This is a genomic window from Vibrio sp. SBT000027, assembly GCF_963894355.1.
Lineage (GTDB): Bacteria > Pseudomonadota > Gammaproteobacteria > Enterobacterales > Vibrionaceae > Vibrio > Vibrio splendidus.
Genome location: NZ_CAWQGD010000001.1, coordinates 1,607,322 through 1,625,312, shown reverse-complemented (window position 1 = coordinate 1,625,312; position 17,991 = coordinate 1,607,322). Strand labels below are relative to the sequence as shown.

At 44.4% G+C, this 17,991-nt stretch carries 14 protein-coding genes; 7 read left to right on the top strand and 7 right to left on the bottom strand.

What is annotated here, in order from left to right:
* Window positions 1-7: 7 nt before the first annotated feature.
* Window positions 8-1,543 carry a mannose-1-phosphate guanylyltransferase/mannose-6-phosphate isomerase gene (locus AACU28_RS06855; RefSeq protein ID WP_121602643.1) on the bottom strand — a complete coding sequence of 512 codons (1,536 nt, stop codon included), beginning with the start codon at window positions 1,541-1,543 and terminating at the stop codon, window positions 8-10.
* A gap of 87 nt (window positions 1,544-1,630) precedes the next feature.
* Window positions 1,631-2,800 carry a mechanosensitive ion channel family protein gene (locus tag AACU28_RS06850; RefSeq protein WP_121602642.1) on the bottom strand — a complete coding sequence of 390 codons (1,170 nt, stop codon included), beginning with the start codon at window positions 2,798-2,800 and terminating at the stop codon, window positions 1,631-1,633.
* A 184-nt stretch (window positions 2,801-2,984) separates the two neighbouring features.
* On the opposite strand from AACU28_RS06850, the gene AACU28_RS06845 reads away from it, so the two are divergent.
* On the top strand, window positions 2,985-3,641 hold the full coding sequence (locus AACU28_RS06845; protein WP_017079662.1) for a potassium channel family protein: 657 nt from the start codon (window positions 2,985-2,987) through the stop codon (window positions 3,639-3,641).
* 26 nt (window positions 3,642-3,667) lie between these two features.
* Complete coding sequence (locus AACU28_RS06840; protein WP_121602641.1) at window positions 3,668-5,035, top strand: TrkH family potassium uptake protein; 1,368 nt, start codon at window positions 3,668-3,670, stop codon at window positions 5,033-5,035.
* Between the two features lie 108 nt (window positions 5,036-5,143).
* On the opposite strand, the gene msrB is transcribed toward AACU28_RS06840, so the two are convergent.
* Window positions 5,144-6,286: a peptide-methionine (R)-S-oxide reductase MsrB gene (gene msrB / locus AACU28_RS06835; RefSeq protein ID WP_121602640.1), complete on the bottom strand. Its 1,143-nt coding sequence runs from the start codon at window positions 6,284-6,286 to the stop codon at window positions 5,144-5,146.
* A 200-nt stretch (window positions 6,287-6,486) separates the two neighbouring features.
* Between msrB and AACU28_RS06830 the strand changes: the two genes are divergently transcribed.
* Window positions 6,487-6,885, top strand: coding sequence for an OsmC family protein (locus tag AACU28_RS06830; RefSeq protein ID WP_121602639.1), 399 nt, complete (start codon window positions 6,487-6,489; stop codon window positions 6,883-6,885).
* Window positions 6,886-7,044: 159 nt separating this feature from the next.
* On the opposite strand, the gene AACU28_RS06825 is transcribed toward AACU28_RS06830, so the two are convergent.
* From AACU28_RS06825 to phnW, 4 genes are all read right to left on the bottom strand, one after another.
* Window positions 7,045-8,115, bottom strand: a complete 1,071-nt coding sequence (locus AACU28_RS06825; protein WP_121602638.1) for an OmpA family protein — start codon at window positions 8,113-8,115, stop codon at window positions 7,045-7,047.
* 335 nt (window positions 8,116-8,450) lie between these two features.
* On the bottom strand, window positions 8,451-9,269 hold the full coding sequence (gene phnX / locus AACU28_RS06820; RefSeq protein WP_004730152.1) for a phosphonoacetaldehyde hydrolase: 819 nt from the start codon (window positions 9,267-9,269) through the stop codon (window positions 8,451-8,453).
* A 146-nt stretch (window positions 9,270-9,415) separates the two neighbouring features.
* A complete protein-coding gene (locus AACU28_RS06815) occupies window positions 9,416-10,855 on the bottom strand; it encodes an aspartate aminotransferase family protein (protein WP_121602637.1) in 1,440 nt (479 codons plus the stop codon).
* Window positions 10,855-11,958: a 2-aminoethylphosphonate--pyruvate transaminase gene (gene phnW / locus AACU28_RS06810; protein WP_004730149.1), complete on the bottom strand. Its 1,104-nt coding sequence runs from the start codon at window positions 11,956-11,958 to the stop codon at window positions 10,855-10,857. Before phnW ends, AACU28_RS06815 begins: the two co-directional genes overlap by 1 nt.
* A 327-nt stretch (window positions 11,959-12,285) precedes the next feature.
* Between phnW and AACU28_RS06805 the strand changes: the two genes are divergently transcribed.
* From AACU28_RS06805 to AACU28_RS06790, 4 genes are all read left to right on the top strand, one after another.
* Entirely contained in the window at window positions 12,286-13,296 is a 1,011-nt protein-coding gene (locus AACU28_RS06805; protein WP_017104203.1) for a putative 2-aminoethylphosphonate ABC transporter substrate-binding protein, read from the top strand.
* Between the two features lie 200 nt (window positions 13,297-13,496).
* On the top strand, window positions 13,497-14,918 hold the full coding sequence (locus AACU28_RS06800) for an FAD-dependent oxidoreductase (protein ID WP_121602636.1): 1,422 nt from the start codon (window positions 13,497-13,499) through the stop codon (window positions 14,916-14,918).
* Between the two features lie 227 nt (window positions 14,919-15,145).
* Entirely contained in the window at window positions 15,146-16,255 is a 1,110-nt protein-coding gene (locus tag AACU28_RS06795; protein WP_121602635.1) for a putative 2-aminoethylphosphonate ABC transporter ATP-binding protein, read from the top strand.
* 21 nt (window positions 16,256-16,276) lie between these two features.
* Window positions 16,277-17,986, top strand: coding sequence for a putative 2-aminoethylphosphonate ABC transporter permease subunit (locus tag AACU28_RS06790; RefSeq protein WP_409122112.1), 1,710 nt, complete (start codon window positions 16,277-16,279; stop codon window positions 17,984-17,986).
* Window positions 17,987-17,991: the final 5 nt, after the last annotated feature.

The window sequence follows — 17,991 nt, the reverse complement described above, 5'->3', positions numbered from 1 at the left end:
GCCGCTTCTATTTCGATTTTTTGTTCTGAGACGAAGAAGCTTGTTCGCTTCGAACATCTCGCCCATAGCTGTCTTGATATCGAATGATATCGTCTTCACTTAAATGGCTGCCAGTTTGAACTTCAATCATTTCAAGAGGTGTCTTGCCAGGGTTCTCTAGGCAGTGGATGTGACCTAAAGGGATGTAAGTCGATTGATCTTCTTCGACGAGATAGGTTTTCTCATCGTTGGTCACTTTCGCAGTGCCAGCTACTACTACCCAATGTTCCGCTCTATGATGATGCATCTGAAGTGAAAGCTGATGACCCGCTTTTACGGTGATACGCTTAACTTTGTCTCGCTTTCCTAAATCAATCACATCGTATTTACCCCAAGGTCTAAATACCTCACGGTGATGAATATGCTCTGTTCTACCTGCTTGACTTAGTTGGCTAACAATCGATTTAACACCCTGAACCTTGTCTTTATCTGCGACTAATATAGCGTCTTTGGTCTCGACAATAATCAGGTTATCGACACCTACAGTAGCAACTAGCTTGTTTTCAGCATGGATGTAGTTGTGTTGAGAGTCGACGGTTAACACATCACCTTCAATGACGTTGTTATGCTCATCTTTGTCGCTTACATCCCAGATAGCAGACCATGAGCCAATATCATTCCAACCGACATCCATCGGGATCACAGCTGAGTGCGAGGTTTTCTCCATCACGGCATAATCGATGGAATCACTCGGACTGCTTTTGAATGCTTCGGCATCTATACGGATAAAGTCGAGGTCGGTATTTTGCTTTGCAAGAGCGAGTTTACAAGCCGCTAATATCTCGGGGTGGTGTTCGGTGAGTTCTTCAAGATAGCGTGATGCCTTAAACATGAACATGCCACTGTTCCATAGGTACTGTTCTGAGCGAATGTATGCTTCTGCGGTTGCTTTATCGGGCTTTTCTACAAAGCACTCAATGTCGTAAGCATAATGGGTTGGTTGGTCTGTAGTGTTGGTTTCTAGTTGTAGGCTAGAGATAAGAGGTTGCCCTTGTTTGATGTAGCCATAGCCAGTCTCTGGAGCATTTGGGGTTATACCGAATGTCACCAGTTTTCCTTGTTTTGCGTACTCAACACCACGGTTAATCGATTGTTGGAATTCAGAGGTTTTAGCGATGTGATGGTCGGCAGCAAGCACTAATAAGATTGGGTCAGCCGCTTCTCCTTTAGAGTCATGAGACTTGGTCAAGGCTTGCAAGGCTGCAAGTGCGATGGCTGGCGCAGTATTTCTACCAACAGGTTCTAACAGAATGCCACTGTGCAGTACGTTAGCTGAGCGAATTTGTTCAGCAGCGATAAAACGATGCTCTTCATTGCAGATGATGAATGGCGCATCGCAGCTGCTATCCGTTAGGCGTGCGTCGATACCTTGCAGGCGTTGAAGTGTTTGCTGAAGCATCGACTGTTCGCCAGCAATATTCAGGAATTGCTTAGGATAGAGCTCTCGAGACAGTGGCCAGAGGCGGCTTCCAGAGCCGCCAGCTAGGATGACAGGTAAAATCATAGAGTGGTAATTGTGTGCATTAGAATACTGCCATCATATTACCACGCTTCACGCTTATTATTTATCGATAACCAAGAAGGATGTTGACTATCGATGACCTTCCGTAGGGGAGTTCAACATATCTTTGGGATCGCTAACATTCTGATTATCACCTAGGCTTTGAACGCTGTTATGACCTTGAACATTAGAAAAGTCTTGAGGGTCAATCTTGAGTGTCTGTGTTGGGAACGCGATGTCTGCATTGTGTTTATGAATAATCGCCAGAACCTGTAACAGAACGCCTTGCTTCACCTTGTGGTACCTGATCCAGTTGACCGTTTTTGTGAAGGTGTAGATAAAGAAGTTCAGTGTTGATGGCCCAAATTTGTCAAAGTTAACGATCAACGTTTGTTTGGCATCAATATCTGGGTGGGTCTCGAGCATGGTTCTTACATCATCAACAATGAGCGCCAATTTGTCTGCATCTTGATAACGAAGACCAAAAGTTTCATTGATTCTACGATTCAACATTCTCGATGGGTTCTCTACCACAATACTACTGAACACCGAATTTGGAACGTACAAAGGACGCTTGTCAAAAGTGCGGATAATCGTCATGCGCCAGCCAATGCGTTCGACAGTACCTTCGATTTGACGATCGGGAGAGCGTATCCAATCACCGACTTTAAAAGGGCGGTCGAAGTAAATCATCATGCCGCCAAAGAAATTCGACAGTAGATCTTTAGCGGCTAAACCGACGATTAAACCACCGACACCACCAAAGGTAAGCAAACCCGATAGGCTCAGCCCAAACGCCTGCATGATGGTCAGGCCGCCCATCACCATAAAGAACAAGCGAGCAACTTTCGCGATAGCCTGAACGGTGGTTTCGTCTCTGGTTTTCTGTTCTAAGACATACTCTTCAGAGTTACTGATCATTCGCAGCGTAAACCAAACAAACGTAGATATGATCAGTATGTGTTTGAGTGTTCTTAGCCAGTTGATTTCATTACCAAACTGGTCTTGAAGAATCAAGCCAACAGACACGGTAGCAGGCCAGCACCAAAGCAACGTACTGACAGGTGTTTTTAAGGCCTCTAGCAGTAGGTCATCCCAATGAAATTGGGTTTTTTTGACCAAGATTTCCAGGCGATTATGGACAATTCGCCAAGCGACCCAAGCGAAAAAGCTCGCAATAGTGATGAACAGGACGCTATTTGCCCAATCGCTATGGCTCTGGTTGATGTAGGTTTGTACTTGGGTTATGAATTCATTCATTGTGTGTACTGCCGCAGAAATTATGGGTTAGAAATTAGCAGAAATCACTTTTGTTCTCTACCTTTATAAATCAATCGATTAGCTGACAATTGTATCTCTATATGGATATATAGTCGTTTTTTTGTATGAAGACAATTTTGTTATTTGTTTTCGATGCTACGTAGCTTTGTAAGTGGAGTAATAAATGAGTGACAAACAATATGCAGTTATCGGCTTAGGGCGTTTTGGGTTATCTGTATGCAAAGAGCTACAAAGTTCAGGGGCGCAGGTGCTCGCTGTCGATATTGATGAAGAGCGAGTGAAAGAAGCGGCCAATTTTGTTTCACAAGCGATTGTTGCGAACTGCACGAGCGAAGAGACAGTTAAAGAATTAAGGTTGGACGATTACGACATGGTGATGGTGTCGATTGGCTCTGATGTTAACTCCAGTATTCTAACGACGCTAGTGGTAAAAGAATCAGGCGCAAAAGCCGTTTGGGTGAAGGCGAACGATAAGTTTCACGGCAAGATCCTTTCTAAGATTGGTGCCGATCATATCATCATGCCCGAGCGAGACATGGGTATTCGCGTTGCGCGTAAAATGTTGGATAGACGTGTTCTTGAGTTTATCGACCTTGGCAGCGGTTTAGCGATGACGGAAATTGTTATTGGTTCTAATTTTTTGGGTAAGAAACTTGGTGACCTTAAGCTGTGCAAAGAAAATGGTGTTGAGGTACTTGGTTTCAAGCGAGGCCCGAACCTAACTAAAGCACCTGAACTGGATGTGAGTTTAGAAATTGGGGATGTGGTGATCATCGCTGGGCCGAAAGAGACCTTATCTAGAAAGCTACGCAATTGGTAACTGGCAATCGGAAATAAGGTAACAGTATGAATTCGTTGAAACGAAAAGGTACTTTCTACACACTTAAGAGTGATAAAAAGCCACGTAAAGGCTCTGAACCTAAGATTATCCTTACGAGCTTCTTAGGCGTACTTATCCCTTCTGCAATATTGTTGACCCTACCCGTGTTCTCTGTGACAGGTCTAAGCTTTACGGATGCACTGTTTACCGCCACGTCGGCGATCAGTGTGACAGGCTTAGGTGTTGTTGATACCGGTCAGCATTTCACCTTGGCTGGCAAAATCTTACTGATGTTCTTGATGCAAGTCGGCGGGTTAGGGCAAATGACCCTTTCTGCGGTGCTGCTCTATATGTTTGGTGTTCGGCTAAGTTTGAAACAGCAAGCATTAGCGAAAGAAGCATTGGGGCAAGATCGTAAGATTAACCTCAGGAAGTTAGTGAAGAAGATCATCATTTTTGCATTGGTGGCGGAATTTATAGGTTTCGTATTGCTCTGTTTTCGTTGGGTTCCTGAAATGGGATGGGCAACAGGGAGCTTTTACGCGTTATTTCACGCGATTTCCGCATTCAATAACGCAGGGTTTGCGTTGTTCTCAGACAGTATGGTGAGCTTTGTTGACGATCCACTGGTGATCTTTACCTTAGCAGGCTTGTTCATTTTCGGCGGATTAGGTTTTACTGTCGTGGGCGACCTATCGACTAACTGGCGGAAAGGCTTCCAACATCTGCACTTACACACCAAGATTATGCTAACGGCGACACCGACGTTATTGTTGGTGGGCACGGTGATGTTTTGGTTATTGGAGAGAAATAACTCAGCGACGATGGAGGGCTTGTCGACACAAGGGCAGTGGCTGGCGGCGTTTTTTCAGTCAGCGAGTGCTCGTACTGCTGGTTTTAACAGTGTGGATTTGTCTCAATATACGCAACCTGCATTGTTGGTGATGATAGTACTGATGTTGATTGGTGCTGGTTCAACTTCCACTGGTGGTGGGATTAAAGTATCGACCTTTGCGGTTGCATTTGTTGCGACTTGGACATTCCTACGTCAGAAAAAGCATGTCGTGATGTTTAAACGTACTGTGACCTGGCAAGCGGTAACAAAGTCATTGGCCATTATTGTGGTAAGTGGGGCGCTATTAACCACTGCAATGTTTTTGTTAATGCTTACTGAGCAGGCCGCGTTTGACCGAGTGATGTTTGAGGTGATTTCAGCCTTTGCAACGGTTGGCTTAACAGCTGGCTTAACCGCAAACTTAACTGAACTAGGGAAATACATCATGATTGTGGTAATGGTGATTGGACGAATCGGACCTTTGACTTTGGCTTACATGTTAGCTCGCCCTGAGCCTTCGTTGTTGAAATACCCTGAAGATACGGTGCTAACGGGTTAATAAGGTTAACAGGCTAAGGTTAACCCTTCTTGTTAGTGCGTTAGAAAAACAAAGCCAGCGAATATGCTGGCTTTGTTTTTTAGAGGTTTATAGTAAGTTTCTGAGTTCTTAGCCTTCGAACATTTCAATATATTCTTCGTAGCCTTCGTCTGCCAGTTTATCCGCTGGGATAAAGCGCATTGCGGCTGAGTTCATGCAGTAACGTAACCCCGTTGGTTTTGGACCATCTTTAAATACATGTCCTAGGTGAGAATCACCAAACTTACTGCGAACCTCAGTTCTTGGGTAAAGCAGCTTGTAGTCAGTAGTCGTTACAACATAAGCCTCGCTGATTGGCTGTGTAAAGCTCGGCCAACCTGTACCTGATTTGTATTTGTCTTTTGAAGAGAATAAAGGCTCACCCGTTACGATATCAACGTAAATACCTTCCTGCTTGTTGTCCCAGTACTTATTATCAAACGGGCGCTCTGTTGCGTCGTCTTGTGTGACATCGTATTGCAGTGAAGTTAGAGAAGCTTTGATCTCTGCATCAGACGGCTTGCTGTATGTCTTAGCATTGGCTGTCGCATTCTTACCATCGATGATCTGACGGATCGTTTGCGGGTTTTCTTTTCTATCATCGCCGAAGACTTTATCTAGGTACTGATCACGACCAGAAGCGTAGCGGTAGTAGTTATAGCGAACCTTGCTCTTCTTGTAATAATCTTGGTGGTAATCTTCTGCTGGCCAGAATTTCTCAAACTTAATCAGTTCTGTTTTTAGTGGTTCACCAAAGATCTGAGCTTTGTCGATCTCCATCATGAAGTTTTGAGCGACGTCTTTCTGTTCTTGGTTATGATAGAAAATAGCAGGTCGATATTGTGGACCTCTATCTACGAAAGAGCCTTTGTCGTCGGTTGGGTCGATGTGTTGGAAGAATTGGTCAAGCACCTGTTCATAGCTGACCACATCAGGGTTATAGGTCACATTGATTACTTCGATGTGGCCAGATTTACCCGATGAAACTTGTTTGTAGGTTGGGTTTTCTGATTCACCACCAGAATACCCAGAGATAACGTCTGTCACGCCTGTCAGTTTTTCTAGATCGGATTCTGTACACCAAAAACAACCACCAGCCAGTGTCGCGATTTCAGTTTTACCTGAATTAGCCGTTTTATCCATTGTATTGGCAGTGCCAGTCTGGCTTACAAACAGCGAAATCAGTGGTAGTGCAACCACGAGTGATACCAATATTTTAGATAATTTATTCATAGATACCTCATCTTGACGTTTTTCTCATTCGATTTTGAATGTACGAATAGAGACAGGTTTTAGATGGAAAAAATTACACTATTCATGAAAAAAATATCTCAAATAGAAAATCTTGCTCATAAATGCTGCCAGTAGTAGGGTGTAGGCATTGATATAAAATACCAAATAATGATGACGTTTTCGTACATCTAAGGAACAGCATGCAAGCAGAAGTTAAATGGGTCGAAGGCTTTAAATTCCTAGGTCAATCTCAATCAGGTCACTCTGTCGTGATGGATGGAAGTGGTGGTGCAACTGCGCCAAGCCCGATGGAAATGGTGTTAATGGCGGCTGGTGGTTGTAGCTCTGTTGATGTGGTTGATGGTTTGAAATCTGCTGACCAAAACATCACAGGTTGTAATGCAAAACTTGAAACAACACGCCGTGAAACCGCACCAAAAATCTTTACCGTTATTAATATTCATTTTGAAGTAACGGGTGACAACCTTGATCCTGAGCTTGTTGCTAAAGTCTGTGCGGATTCATTAGAGAAATACTGTTCAGTATGTCTGATGCTAGGTGCAGGCGTAGAGATGACTCATAGTTGGGAAATCGTCTAGTCTTCTGATTGTACAGCTTGGCGGTAGGCTAATCTTTACGGCTTACGGCTTACGGCTTACGGCTTATCGCTTGCGGTTTATAGGCATAGCCAGATAAAGAAAAGGGCGGAGCACTTTAAAGTGCTCCGCCCTTATTATTTTAACTAAGGTAGAGTGCTGTTATTCAGCAGCTTCTACGATAACTTCTTCAACTTTGACTTCTTCTTGGTATTCAAAACCAGGGATCGTTGCGTCAACACGACGGTTTTGAGCACGACCTTCAGCTGTAGCGTTTGATGCAATTGGATTCTCTTCGCCTTCACCTGAAGCTGTAATACGGTCTGCTTCAATGCCTTGCTCTTCGATGTATGCGGCTACAGCAGCAGCACGTTTCTTAGAGATCATAAGGTTATACTCAGCTGCACCTGTTGAGTCTGTGTGACCAACAACAGTTACTGAAGACTGAGGGTGAGCTTTTAGTACTTCAACTAATGGCATTAGCGCAATTTTACCATCTGTAGATAGTTCAGTGCTGTTAGTTGCGAACATTTCTTGAGAGTAGCTTTCTGTTTGCGCTTTAGTTACAACGACAGCCATCTTCTCTTCAACGACAACTGCAGGCTCTGTGATTGGCTCAGATGGCGCTTGAGTCACTGCTACTGCAGAAGCTGTTGCAGCCGCCGCTGATGCTGTTGTGTTGCCAGTACCGAAGTTGTAGCTAACACCGACTGATAGTAGGTTCGAGTTCAGGTCTTGAACGTAGTTGTCGTCGAAATCATCAAAATATTGGTATTCAACACGAACTGCCCAATCAGAAGAAAGCTGCTTCTCTAGACCGATGCCAGCAGAAAGAACAACGTCATCTTCGCCACCGTGTGAAATGTAAGCAGGACCTGCTTTAAAGAATACGTCGAATTCTTGTTGTACTGCTAGGCGGTACATTGGAGTCAATGAGATGGCAATGATTGGGTCGCTGAATTGGCTTGTAGTACCATTTTTTGTAAAACTAGTTTTGTAGTCTCCAAGGAAATCAGAGCTTAATTCAATACCAAACTTGTCTGAGAAGTTATAGCCAGAGTAAATACCTGCGCCGATTGCATCATCATCACACTTCGTACCGTCAACACACGCACTGTCTAACCAGCCCATGCCCACTTTTGCACCCACATAAGTGGTTGCAGCGATAGATGGAGCCGAAGCCAATCCCGAAGCAGCGATGACAGCACACATGATTTTTGACAGTCTTTTCATAATCTTATCCTTGGGTTTATTTTTTATTTTTGTCTGAACCTGCTTATAAAAGATAACTTACTGGTTTACGACACTGCTAAAGTAAGTAAATCAAGGCGTTGGCTCAGGTTGAAACGATTTAGAATTCATTGACGTATTGTTAATCTGATTGCGTATTGGAGTCAATGAAATTGTTAAAAATTATATATTTAAGGTGCTATTTACTGATTTGTTTGTCAATTAAATGTTGTCTTAAATGTTGGAAAACAAAGAAACCTCGTATCACGGTTAGTTGATACGAGGTTTTAAGTTTTATTCTGACGAATTATTAGGTTACATAATTGGATTTGCTTGAATTATGGACGATCACCCTCAAGCAATCGCTTTTCAATATCTGCAATCACTCCAGGTAAATCTGCAATAGTATCGATTAGGTAGTGTGGGTTTGATTTGTTTAGCTTAACGCTTGCTTTTTCACGTGCAGCTGCAAGTGTTGTCTCGTCTGCATCTAAATATTCTTGGTATGTTAAGCCTGCTTCGTTCCCCGATAATACAAGTCCAACGGTCCACATGCCTGCGTTGTGACCTTCATCGATCCCCGGTGCTGCGTCGTCTACTTTTACACACGCAGCAACGCTAGTTACACCTAGGTCGATTACGTTTTTCAGTGCCATAAATGGAGCAGGGCGACCACCTTGAGGTAAGTCATCGGTCGCTACCACGTTATCTGGTCGGTAACCGTAATCTGCAGCAGCAGGAATTAAAACATCCATCACTTCACGTGGGTAACCTGAACAAGACCCGATCTTCACATTCTTCTCTTTTAGGTTATTGACCACTTCTATCGCATTCAAAATAGGTGCTGCGTGATCGGCTACTTTCGCTTTTTGAAGAGGCATGAATGCCGCGTAGATCGCGTCAACGTCTTCACTTGTCATCGAGCGTCCGAACTGAGCCTTCCAACGAGCGTCAACAGCTGGAATTCGACCCACTGCTTGGATGTGGTCCCATTTGCCGATCCCCATAGGTTCACGCGCTTCTGCTAAGTCGATATCAAAGTCGAAACCTTGTCTGAATGCTTCAACGAAAATACTGGTTGGAGCAAATGATCCAAAATCAACGATAGTGCCAGCCCAGTCAAAGATAACCGCTTGGATAGGTGATGTTGTGTTCATAGTCGTGTCCTATTTCTGTTCTCTCCCAGCTCAAGTTGTTCTGGGAGATGAATGATTGTTTTAGGTTTTAGGTTATTGGTTGCTTTAAATTGTTGCCTCAAGACATGCTTTAAATTGTTGCCTCAAGACATGCTTTAAAAGGTGGTTTAAAGGTATTCAAAGTCTTTGCAGACTTTTGCTATCGCTTTTTCGAATACAGACAGAGCGACTTCTAGTTCGTTGCGGCTGATGATCAATGGTGGGCTTAACTGAATCACATTACCTTGTGACACCTTGAAACTCAGGCCTTCGTTTAGACATTGGTAAAGCACGGCTTCCGCTTCATCGAAAGCTCGGGTTTTGGTGATATGATCGGTGACCAATTCCACCCCCCAAAGCAGGCCGATGCCGCGAATGTCACCAATGACTGGGTACTCCTCTTTCATTTGAAGCAGTTGTTCACGCACGAATGCGCTGTCCGCTTGTACTTTTTCAAGTAGGTTTTCTTGCTCTATCACTTCCATGGTGGCGAGTGCTGCCGCGCAACCAATTGGGCTTTTTTCGTGGGTGTAGTGACCAAGAGATACTTGCGCTGCCGTGTTGTATTTGTCTTTAGTGATCATGGCTGCGATTGGTACTAAGCCGCCGCCAAAACCTTTACCGATACAAAGAATGTCAGGTTCGATATCAAAAGCTTGGTGAGTGAACCATTCGCCACTGCGACCCATACCGTTTGGAATATCGTCGATGATCAACATGACGTTATGCTTATCGCAGATCTCACGGATGCGCTTCCAGTAAGCTTTGCTTGGTACTTGAACGTCTGTGTTACGCACTGCTTCGGCAATGAAGGCACCAATGCCACCTTCTTTTTCAATCACGTACTCTAGGTAATCCGCATAATGCACATCACATGCGGTCTCGTTCGCATCGCCGGAGTTTTGCCCGCGAAGCGATAAAGAGTCTCTAAGCGGAAAAGCACCACGATAGGAAACCGCTGGTGGAATACGTTCTACGCCAGCCATTAATGGCCCCATGCCTTCGCGGAAACAAGCTTCGCCACCCACTGAAATTGCATCGAGTGACGCGCCATGGAATGAATCCCACAATGACACTACTTTGAAATTGTTGGTGACATGTCGAGCAAGTTTTAGCGCCATGCCGATCACTGATGTGCCACCGGGAGCAAACAACACGCGATTCAAATCACCACCGCAGATCTGTGTGAGTTTTTCAGCGCACTGAACGGCCGTCTCATTGGTGAAGCGACGTGGTGAAAATGGCAACGACGCCATTTGCTGATTCACTTTATTAATAATATGTGGGTGGCCATAACCAAGCTGATGAACATTGTTACCGTGAAAGTCCATGTACTTTTTGCCCGTCGCATCTTGAATGTAGATGCCTTCAGCGGCTGTAAGTGTGTCTAGGCAAGGCGTTGACATCGCTTGATGAAGAAACACGTCTGAGTCACGTTTTAACATCGCTTGAGTTGCATCATCGTTTAGCGACTCGTTCCATTTTTCGCGTGCTGGCGTGGTGTTCACATCGCCTTCGCTTCGAAAGTGTGTGGCCTTTAGAATCGGCTCTTGATTGGTCGTCGTCATTATTTGATGTCCCAGTACATAGCGTTTTTCACCGCGCCAATTAGGTCTTCAATGTCTGACGGGTAAACTTCACCGATGTTACCGATACGGAAGCAGTCTGCGTTTGAAACCTTGCCCGGATAAATCACAAATCTTTGCTCTTTCAAACGGTCATAGAACTCCTTGAATTGGTAATCGCTATGAGTTGGAGAATAGAAAGAAGTAATGATAGGTGAATGAAGATCATCATTAAGCAGTGGCTCAAAGCCAAGAGAGCGCATACCTGCAACCAATGTAGTTTGGTTGGTTTGGTAACGATTATGACGAGCTTCGATGCCACCTTCTTGCTCCAATTCAAGTAGAGCTTGGTAGAAAGCACGCACTGTATGAGTTGGAGAGGTGAAACGCCATTTACCATGGTTGCTTTCCATGCAGTGCCATTGGTCAAACAGGTCAAGGCTTAATGAACGAGCTTGGCCTTTGCATTTTTCCAGTTCCGATTGCTTCGCAATAACAAAGCCGAATCCAGGTACACCTTGAATGCATTTGTTTGCCGAGCTGATCATGTAATCGATACCTAAGTCAGCAATATCCATAGGGATGCCACCAAAACTCGACATCGCATCTAGAATGACGGTTTTGTTGTGCTGTTTTGCCAATTTGGCGATGTCTTCGATTGGATTCAACATACCCGTAGTGGTCTCACAGTGCACTATCGCAACGTGAGTAATGTCTGAATCCATAGCCAATGCCGTTTCCATTTCGTTCAAGTCAGGCTGTGATGTTTCACCTGGGGAAACGACATGGCATGGAATGTTTAAATATTCTGCGATTTGAGCAATCCGAGCACCATACGCGCCGTTATCAACAACAAGAAGCTTGCCGCTTTTAGAGATAACGCTACCGATTGTTGCTTCAACTGAAGCGGTGCCGCTACCTTGCATCAGTACGCTCGTGTAACCCGTTTGCTTAGTCGCCAAAGTCACAAGCTTGCTACGTATCACTTCAACAACGTCTTTGTTGTATTCATCATCCCAAGTACACCAGTCTTTTAGCATCGCTTGACGAACAGTTTCAGAAGTAGATAGAGGACCCGGTGTCAGAAGTAAGTATTCGTTTCTCATGTTCAATTCTCGTGATTTTCATTTTGGACTATACCAGTATTTACAGTTACTTTAACAACCAATTTAAACGGTCGTAAATAGCCCAGACGTTATTTTCACAAAAGCTTCATATTCAAATTTGTCACTTGTGTTGAGAAATTTTCCGATCTTGAAACTGCCATTTTTTGTTCATTTAACCGTCATAAAAGTCGATTAGGTTAATACTCGTTATCTGGTACATACCAATATTGAGATTGTGTGCTAACAACCTAAATGAATTTATGGACATAGAAGCCTCTTGATGGGGCTTCTAGCTTCTAACCTTGGCATCGGGCCTGACTGGAGAAAATGATGAAAAACCGTTTTATGAAAGGATCACTTGCAGCGTTAGTAACTCTACTCGCTGGTAATGCTTATGCAGCACAGGAAGTGACGGTTTACACCGCTTTTGAAACTGACATTTTAGCGAAATACAAGAACGCATTTGAAAGTGAAAACCCAGACATCAACATCAAGTGGGTACGTGATTCAACTGGGATCATGACGGCAAAATTATTGGCCGAAAAAAACAACCCGCGTGCAGAGGTAGTTTGGGGACTTGCTGGTTCTTCAATGGCACTGCTTAAAGAAGAGGGCATCCTGAAACCTTATACGCCTCAAGGTGTAGAAGCATTACGCGCTAACCTTAACGACCCACAGTCTACTCAAGCTTGGTACGGTAATGATGCATTCTTCAATGCAGTTTGTTTCAACGAAGTGGTCGCTAAGCAATTGAACCTACCGGCACCTAAGTCTTGGGATGACCTAACGAAACCTATCTACAAGGGCCACATTGCGATGCCAAACCCAGCATCTTCTGGTACGGGCTACATGCAGGTTTCGGCTTGGTTACAAAACATGGGTGAAGACCAAGGTTGGAACTACATGCAAAAGCTAGACCAAAATATTGCTCACTACACGCACTCAGGTTCTAAGCCATGTGTTCAAGCCGGTATGGGTGAAGTCGCTATCGGTATTTCTATGGCGAGCCGTGGCGCTAAGCTGAAAACTCAAGGCGCTCCACTTTCAGTTATTACGCCTGAAGGCATCGGCTGGGAATCTGAAGCGGTAGGCCTTGTTAAGCCTTCTGATGCAGCACAACGTGTTATCGATTGGTCTATTTCTAAAGCGGCAAATGAGCTTTACATCGAAATGTACCCAGTTGTTGGTCACCAAGATGTGACAGGCAAAGCAGAGAACTTCCCTAATGTAGAAAAGAACATGGCAAAAATGGACTTCGCTCGCATGGGCAGCGAACGTGCTGATGTTCTTAAAACATGGTCTGAGAAGTTTGATGCTAAATCAGAGCCAAAATCTTAATCTGCTGAGCTAGTTAGTTATTGGCTACTTAGTTAATTATCTACTGAGCTTATTAGATTACAGAGTTTATTCGACACATGGTTTATTAGACACGTAGTCCATTAGGTATGCAGCTCATTAGAAGTTAGAAATCAGTAAAGGAAGGCTTCGGTCTTCCTTTTTTAGTTTTACGCCTTTAGGTTTTAAGTAAGGTACAACAAATGACAAAGCACTACTCATATTGGTTCAAGCAAGCGTTGGAACAAGAGTTTGGCAACATCAATGCGGGGTTAGATTCGGCTAAGCCGATCCAAAAAGACGTCAACTGTGATATCGCCATTGTTGGCGGTGGCTATACGGGTTTATGGACGGCGATTTTAATCAAACAACAGCAACCCGAAAAACATGTTGTCGTGATTGAAAAAGGCCTATGTGGTAGCGGTGCTTCTGGTGCGAACGGCGGTTGCATGCTGACGTGGTCAACTAAGTATCCGACGCTGAAAAAGCTCTACGGAAAAGAACAAGCGAAATGGTTGGTTAAGGAATCTGAAAAGGTTATATACGAGATCGAAGCCTTCTGTAACGAACACAAGATTGACGCGCATCTATATCGAAGCGGTACTTACTACACGGCGACCAATGAAGCGCAAAAGGGTGGAATGGAACCTGTTGTGAATGAGTTGGTCAAGCAAGGCATAAATAGTTGGAAGAAGTGCGACAATTCTTTGGCTGATAAAGCGGGATCTGATCGCCACATTGAGGGTTACTACTCAGAAGCTGCGGGTAGTGTGCAGCCAGCGTTATTGGCGAGAGGCTTACGCCGCGTCGCTCTCGAACTGGGTGTCGAAATTTACGAAAATACAGAGATGACTTCTCTTGATTACGGCTCACCAGTTCGCGTCCAAACTAAGGGGGGGACGATAACTTCCGATAAAGTGATCTTAGCGCTTAATGCATGGATGCTCGATCACTTTAAAGAGTTCAAACGCAGCATCGTGGTTGTTTCTTCAGATATGGTGGTGACCAAGCCTATTCCTGAAAAGCTCAAGCAGTTTGGTCCAGAGAAAGGGGCAGCGGTGGTAGATTCGCGTATCTTTGTCCACTATTACCGAGATACCCAGGACGGACGACTCATGTTGGGCAAAGGCGGTAATAAGTTCTCGTTTGCCAATCAAGTTGAAAGCATGTTTAACCAAACGACCAACTACCTGCCGATTCTCAATCAATCGTTTCAAAAACTGTTCCCTAAATTGGAACAAAGTGAATTCGATTACAATTGGTCTGGAGGCTCAGATCGTTCGGTCACCGGATTGCCATTTTTCGGTAACCTAAAAGGCCAAAGCAACATCTATTATGGGCTTGGTTATTCAGGCAATGGCGTTGCTCAAACCCGTATGGGCGGAAAAATTTTGTCTTCAATGGTGTTAGGAGATGATAACGAATGGACACGTAGTGGCTTAACTAGCGGTCCACGAGGCTATTTCCCACCAGAGCCATTTCGTTGGGTTGGAGCAATGATGGTTAGAGATGCAGTTCGAAGAAAAGAGAACGCGGAAGATTCTGGTAACACGCCATTGTGGCTGGATAAACAGTTATCCAAACTCGCAGGTGCGGCGGGCAAAGCCGACAAGGTTGAATCATAGATTAATCTAGCGTTTAAATTAGAAGTTTACATTTAGGCTCTCAGTGACTTTTTGGTTCGTCATTGAGGGCTTTCAACGTTGAACTAACTTTTAAAGCTGAACAAATAGCAATCTTTAATGCTTATTATATCTGCAATATAACTGTCATTTAGCTTCTATAAATTTGTCACTCAACTGCAATATTCTCAGTTTAAATTTGGTATATACCATATAGAGAGTGCTGTAGTATGAGCAACCAAACTTATTTGAATATTGAAAACGTTGTAAAGCAATTTGGCCAATTTACAGCGTTAAAAGACATCTCCCTATCGATAGATAAAGGCGAGTTCGTCTGTTTTCTTGGCCCGTCCGGCTGTGGAAAAACCACCTTATTACGTGCGATTGCAGGTCTAGACTTGCCAACTTCAGGTTCTATTGAGCAGAACGGTAATGATACGACCTTCTTGCCACCAGAAAAGCGCGACTTTGGCATCGTGTTCCAATCTTACGCTTTGTTTCCAAATCTCACTGTGGAAGAAAACATTGCGATTGGTCTAAAAAACCAAGGCATGTCGACCAAAGAAGCCCTTGAGACGGTTGAGTCTTGGTTAGAGACTATCGGCTTACCAACGTCTGGTCAGAAATACCCAAATCAGTTATCTGGTGGACAACAGCAGCGTGTTGCTCTGGCTCGCGCATTAGCGTTGTCTCCAGGCTTGTTGCTACTCGATGAACCGCTTTCTGCGTTGGATGCGAAGGTAAGAACACATCTGCGTGACGAGATCTGCCAACTGCAACGCAAGCTGGGCATCACCACTATTATGGTGACGCACGACCAAGATGAAGCCTTAACGATGGCTGACCGAATTGTGGTGATGAACCATGGTGTCATTGAGCAAGTAGGTGCCCCACAAGAGATCTACCAAAAACCAGTCAGTCGTTTTGTGGCTGAGTTTGTTGGCAGCATGAACTTCATTCAAGCTTCTGTCGCAGCGCAAGGCAAGATACGTATTGCTGAGTCAATGCTGCCGTTACCTAGCTTAGATAACCTCACGCCAAAACTTGGTGATGTTTTCGATATTGCCGTTCGTCCAGAGCAAATCCAGTTTGTGGATCGTTTTAGTGAGTCATTACCCGTGAGAATCGTATCAAGCGAATTCTTAGGGGCGTTTTATCGTGTTGAGTGTCAATTGCAACATGACTCCACGGCGAAAGAGATCATCGTTGATGTATCAGTCAAAGAGTTCAATCGATTGAAGCTGCGTCGCAGTGATATTCGTTATGTGGCGTTTGACCAAGAAGGCCTGAGAGCTTACCCATCGAAAAGCCTGCAAGTGATGAAAGACGAGGCGGCGTAAATAATCATGGAATCGACTCAAATGATGCAATCTAAGCTGCTAATTCAACGACGAGTACAGCCTTTTCTTGCTCGATTAAGTAAAGACAACGTAATCCTATTTGGGCTGTTGGCCTTTTTATCTGTGTTCATGACGCTGTTTATCCTGATGCCACTGTGGGCAATGTTGAAAAAGAGTGTTCAGAACGCAGATGGCGAATTTGTAGGATTACAGAATTTCGCAACGTATTTTGCTTCTCAAAGCCTTTGGCAATCGGTAGGCAATACGTTCACGCTTGGGTTGTTAGTGACCGTTGTCGTGGGAGTATTAGCGTTTGGCTATGCCTATGCTTTGACTCGTTCATGCATGCCTTTTAAGGTGCTTTTTCAAGTGCTAGGTTCAGCGCCTATTCTGGCTCCTTCATTGCTTCCAGCGATCAGTTTGATCTTCTTATTTGGCAACCAAGGTATCGCCAAAGAAGTATTAGGGGGAAATTCGGTTTATGGCTTGATTGGTATATCACTCGGCTTAATATTTTGGACTTTTCCACACGCCTTGATGATTCTGACTACCTCGTTAAGAACCTCTGATGCTCGTCTGTATGAGGCGGCACGTGCACTCAATACTTCATCATTAAAAACCTTTTTCATGGTGACGCTACCTGAGGCAAAGTATGGTTTGATCAGCACTCTGATCGTTGTATTTACGCTGGTGGTTTGTGATTTTGGTGTACCAAAGGTGATCGGTGGTAGCTACAACGTTCTGTCTACCGATATCTTTAAGCAGGTAGTAGGGCAACAGAATTTCTCTATGGGCGCGGTGACTAGCATCCTATTGCTATTGCCTGCGTTGCTTGCGTTTACCGTTGACCGCTGGGTTCAAAAGAAACAAAAGAGCTTGTTTGATACTCGCTCCGTCGCTTACCAACCAGAGCCAAACACTCTACGTGATGGCGTGTGTTTACTCTATTGCACCGTAATTTCAGTGGCTGTTGTTATCGTGCTAGGCATGGCGATATACGGATCTATGGTCACTTTCTGGCCTTGGAATAAAACGCTAACGCTAAATAACTATAACTTCGCAGAGATGAGTACTTATGGTTGGACGCCATTTTTCAACTCTTTAACCCTCGGCGCTTGGACTGCGATTATCGGTACCGTATTGATTTTCTTAGGCGCGTACTGCATTGAGAAGGGCAGAGCATTTGGTCCTGTTCGTCAAGCAATGCAGATGCTCAGTGTGGTACCGATGGCCGTTCCGGGTATGGTGTTGGGTTTGGGGTATATCTTCTACTTTAATGATTTGAGTAACCCACTCAACTTCTTATATGGCACGATGGCGTTCTTGGTGATTAATACGGTGGTTCACTACTACACAGTCGGCCACATGACAGCGTTAACCGCATTAAAACAGCTGCCTGAGGAAATAGAAGCGACGGCGGCTTCGGTTAACCTACCGCAATACAAGCTGTTCTTTAAAGTGACGGTGCCGGTTTGTTTGCCTGCGATTTTAGATATTGCGACATACCTGTTTATTAATGCACTTACCACGACATCTGCGGTAGTATTCTTGTATTCTACCGATACGATACCTGCGTCAGTTTCAGTACTGAATATGGATGATGCGGGACAAACGGGTGCAGCAGCTGCCATGGCGGTGATGATCATGATATCGGCAGCGAGCGCGAAGTTGATTCATATGTTAATCAACAAGTTATTCGAGAAGCGTACCCAAGCTTGGCGTAAACGCTAGCGAAC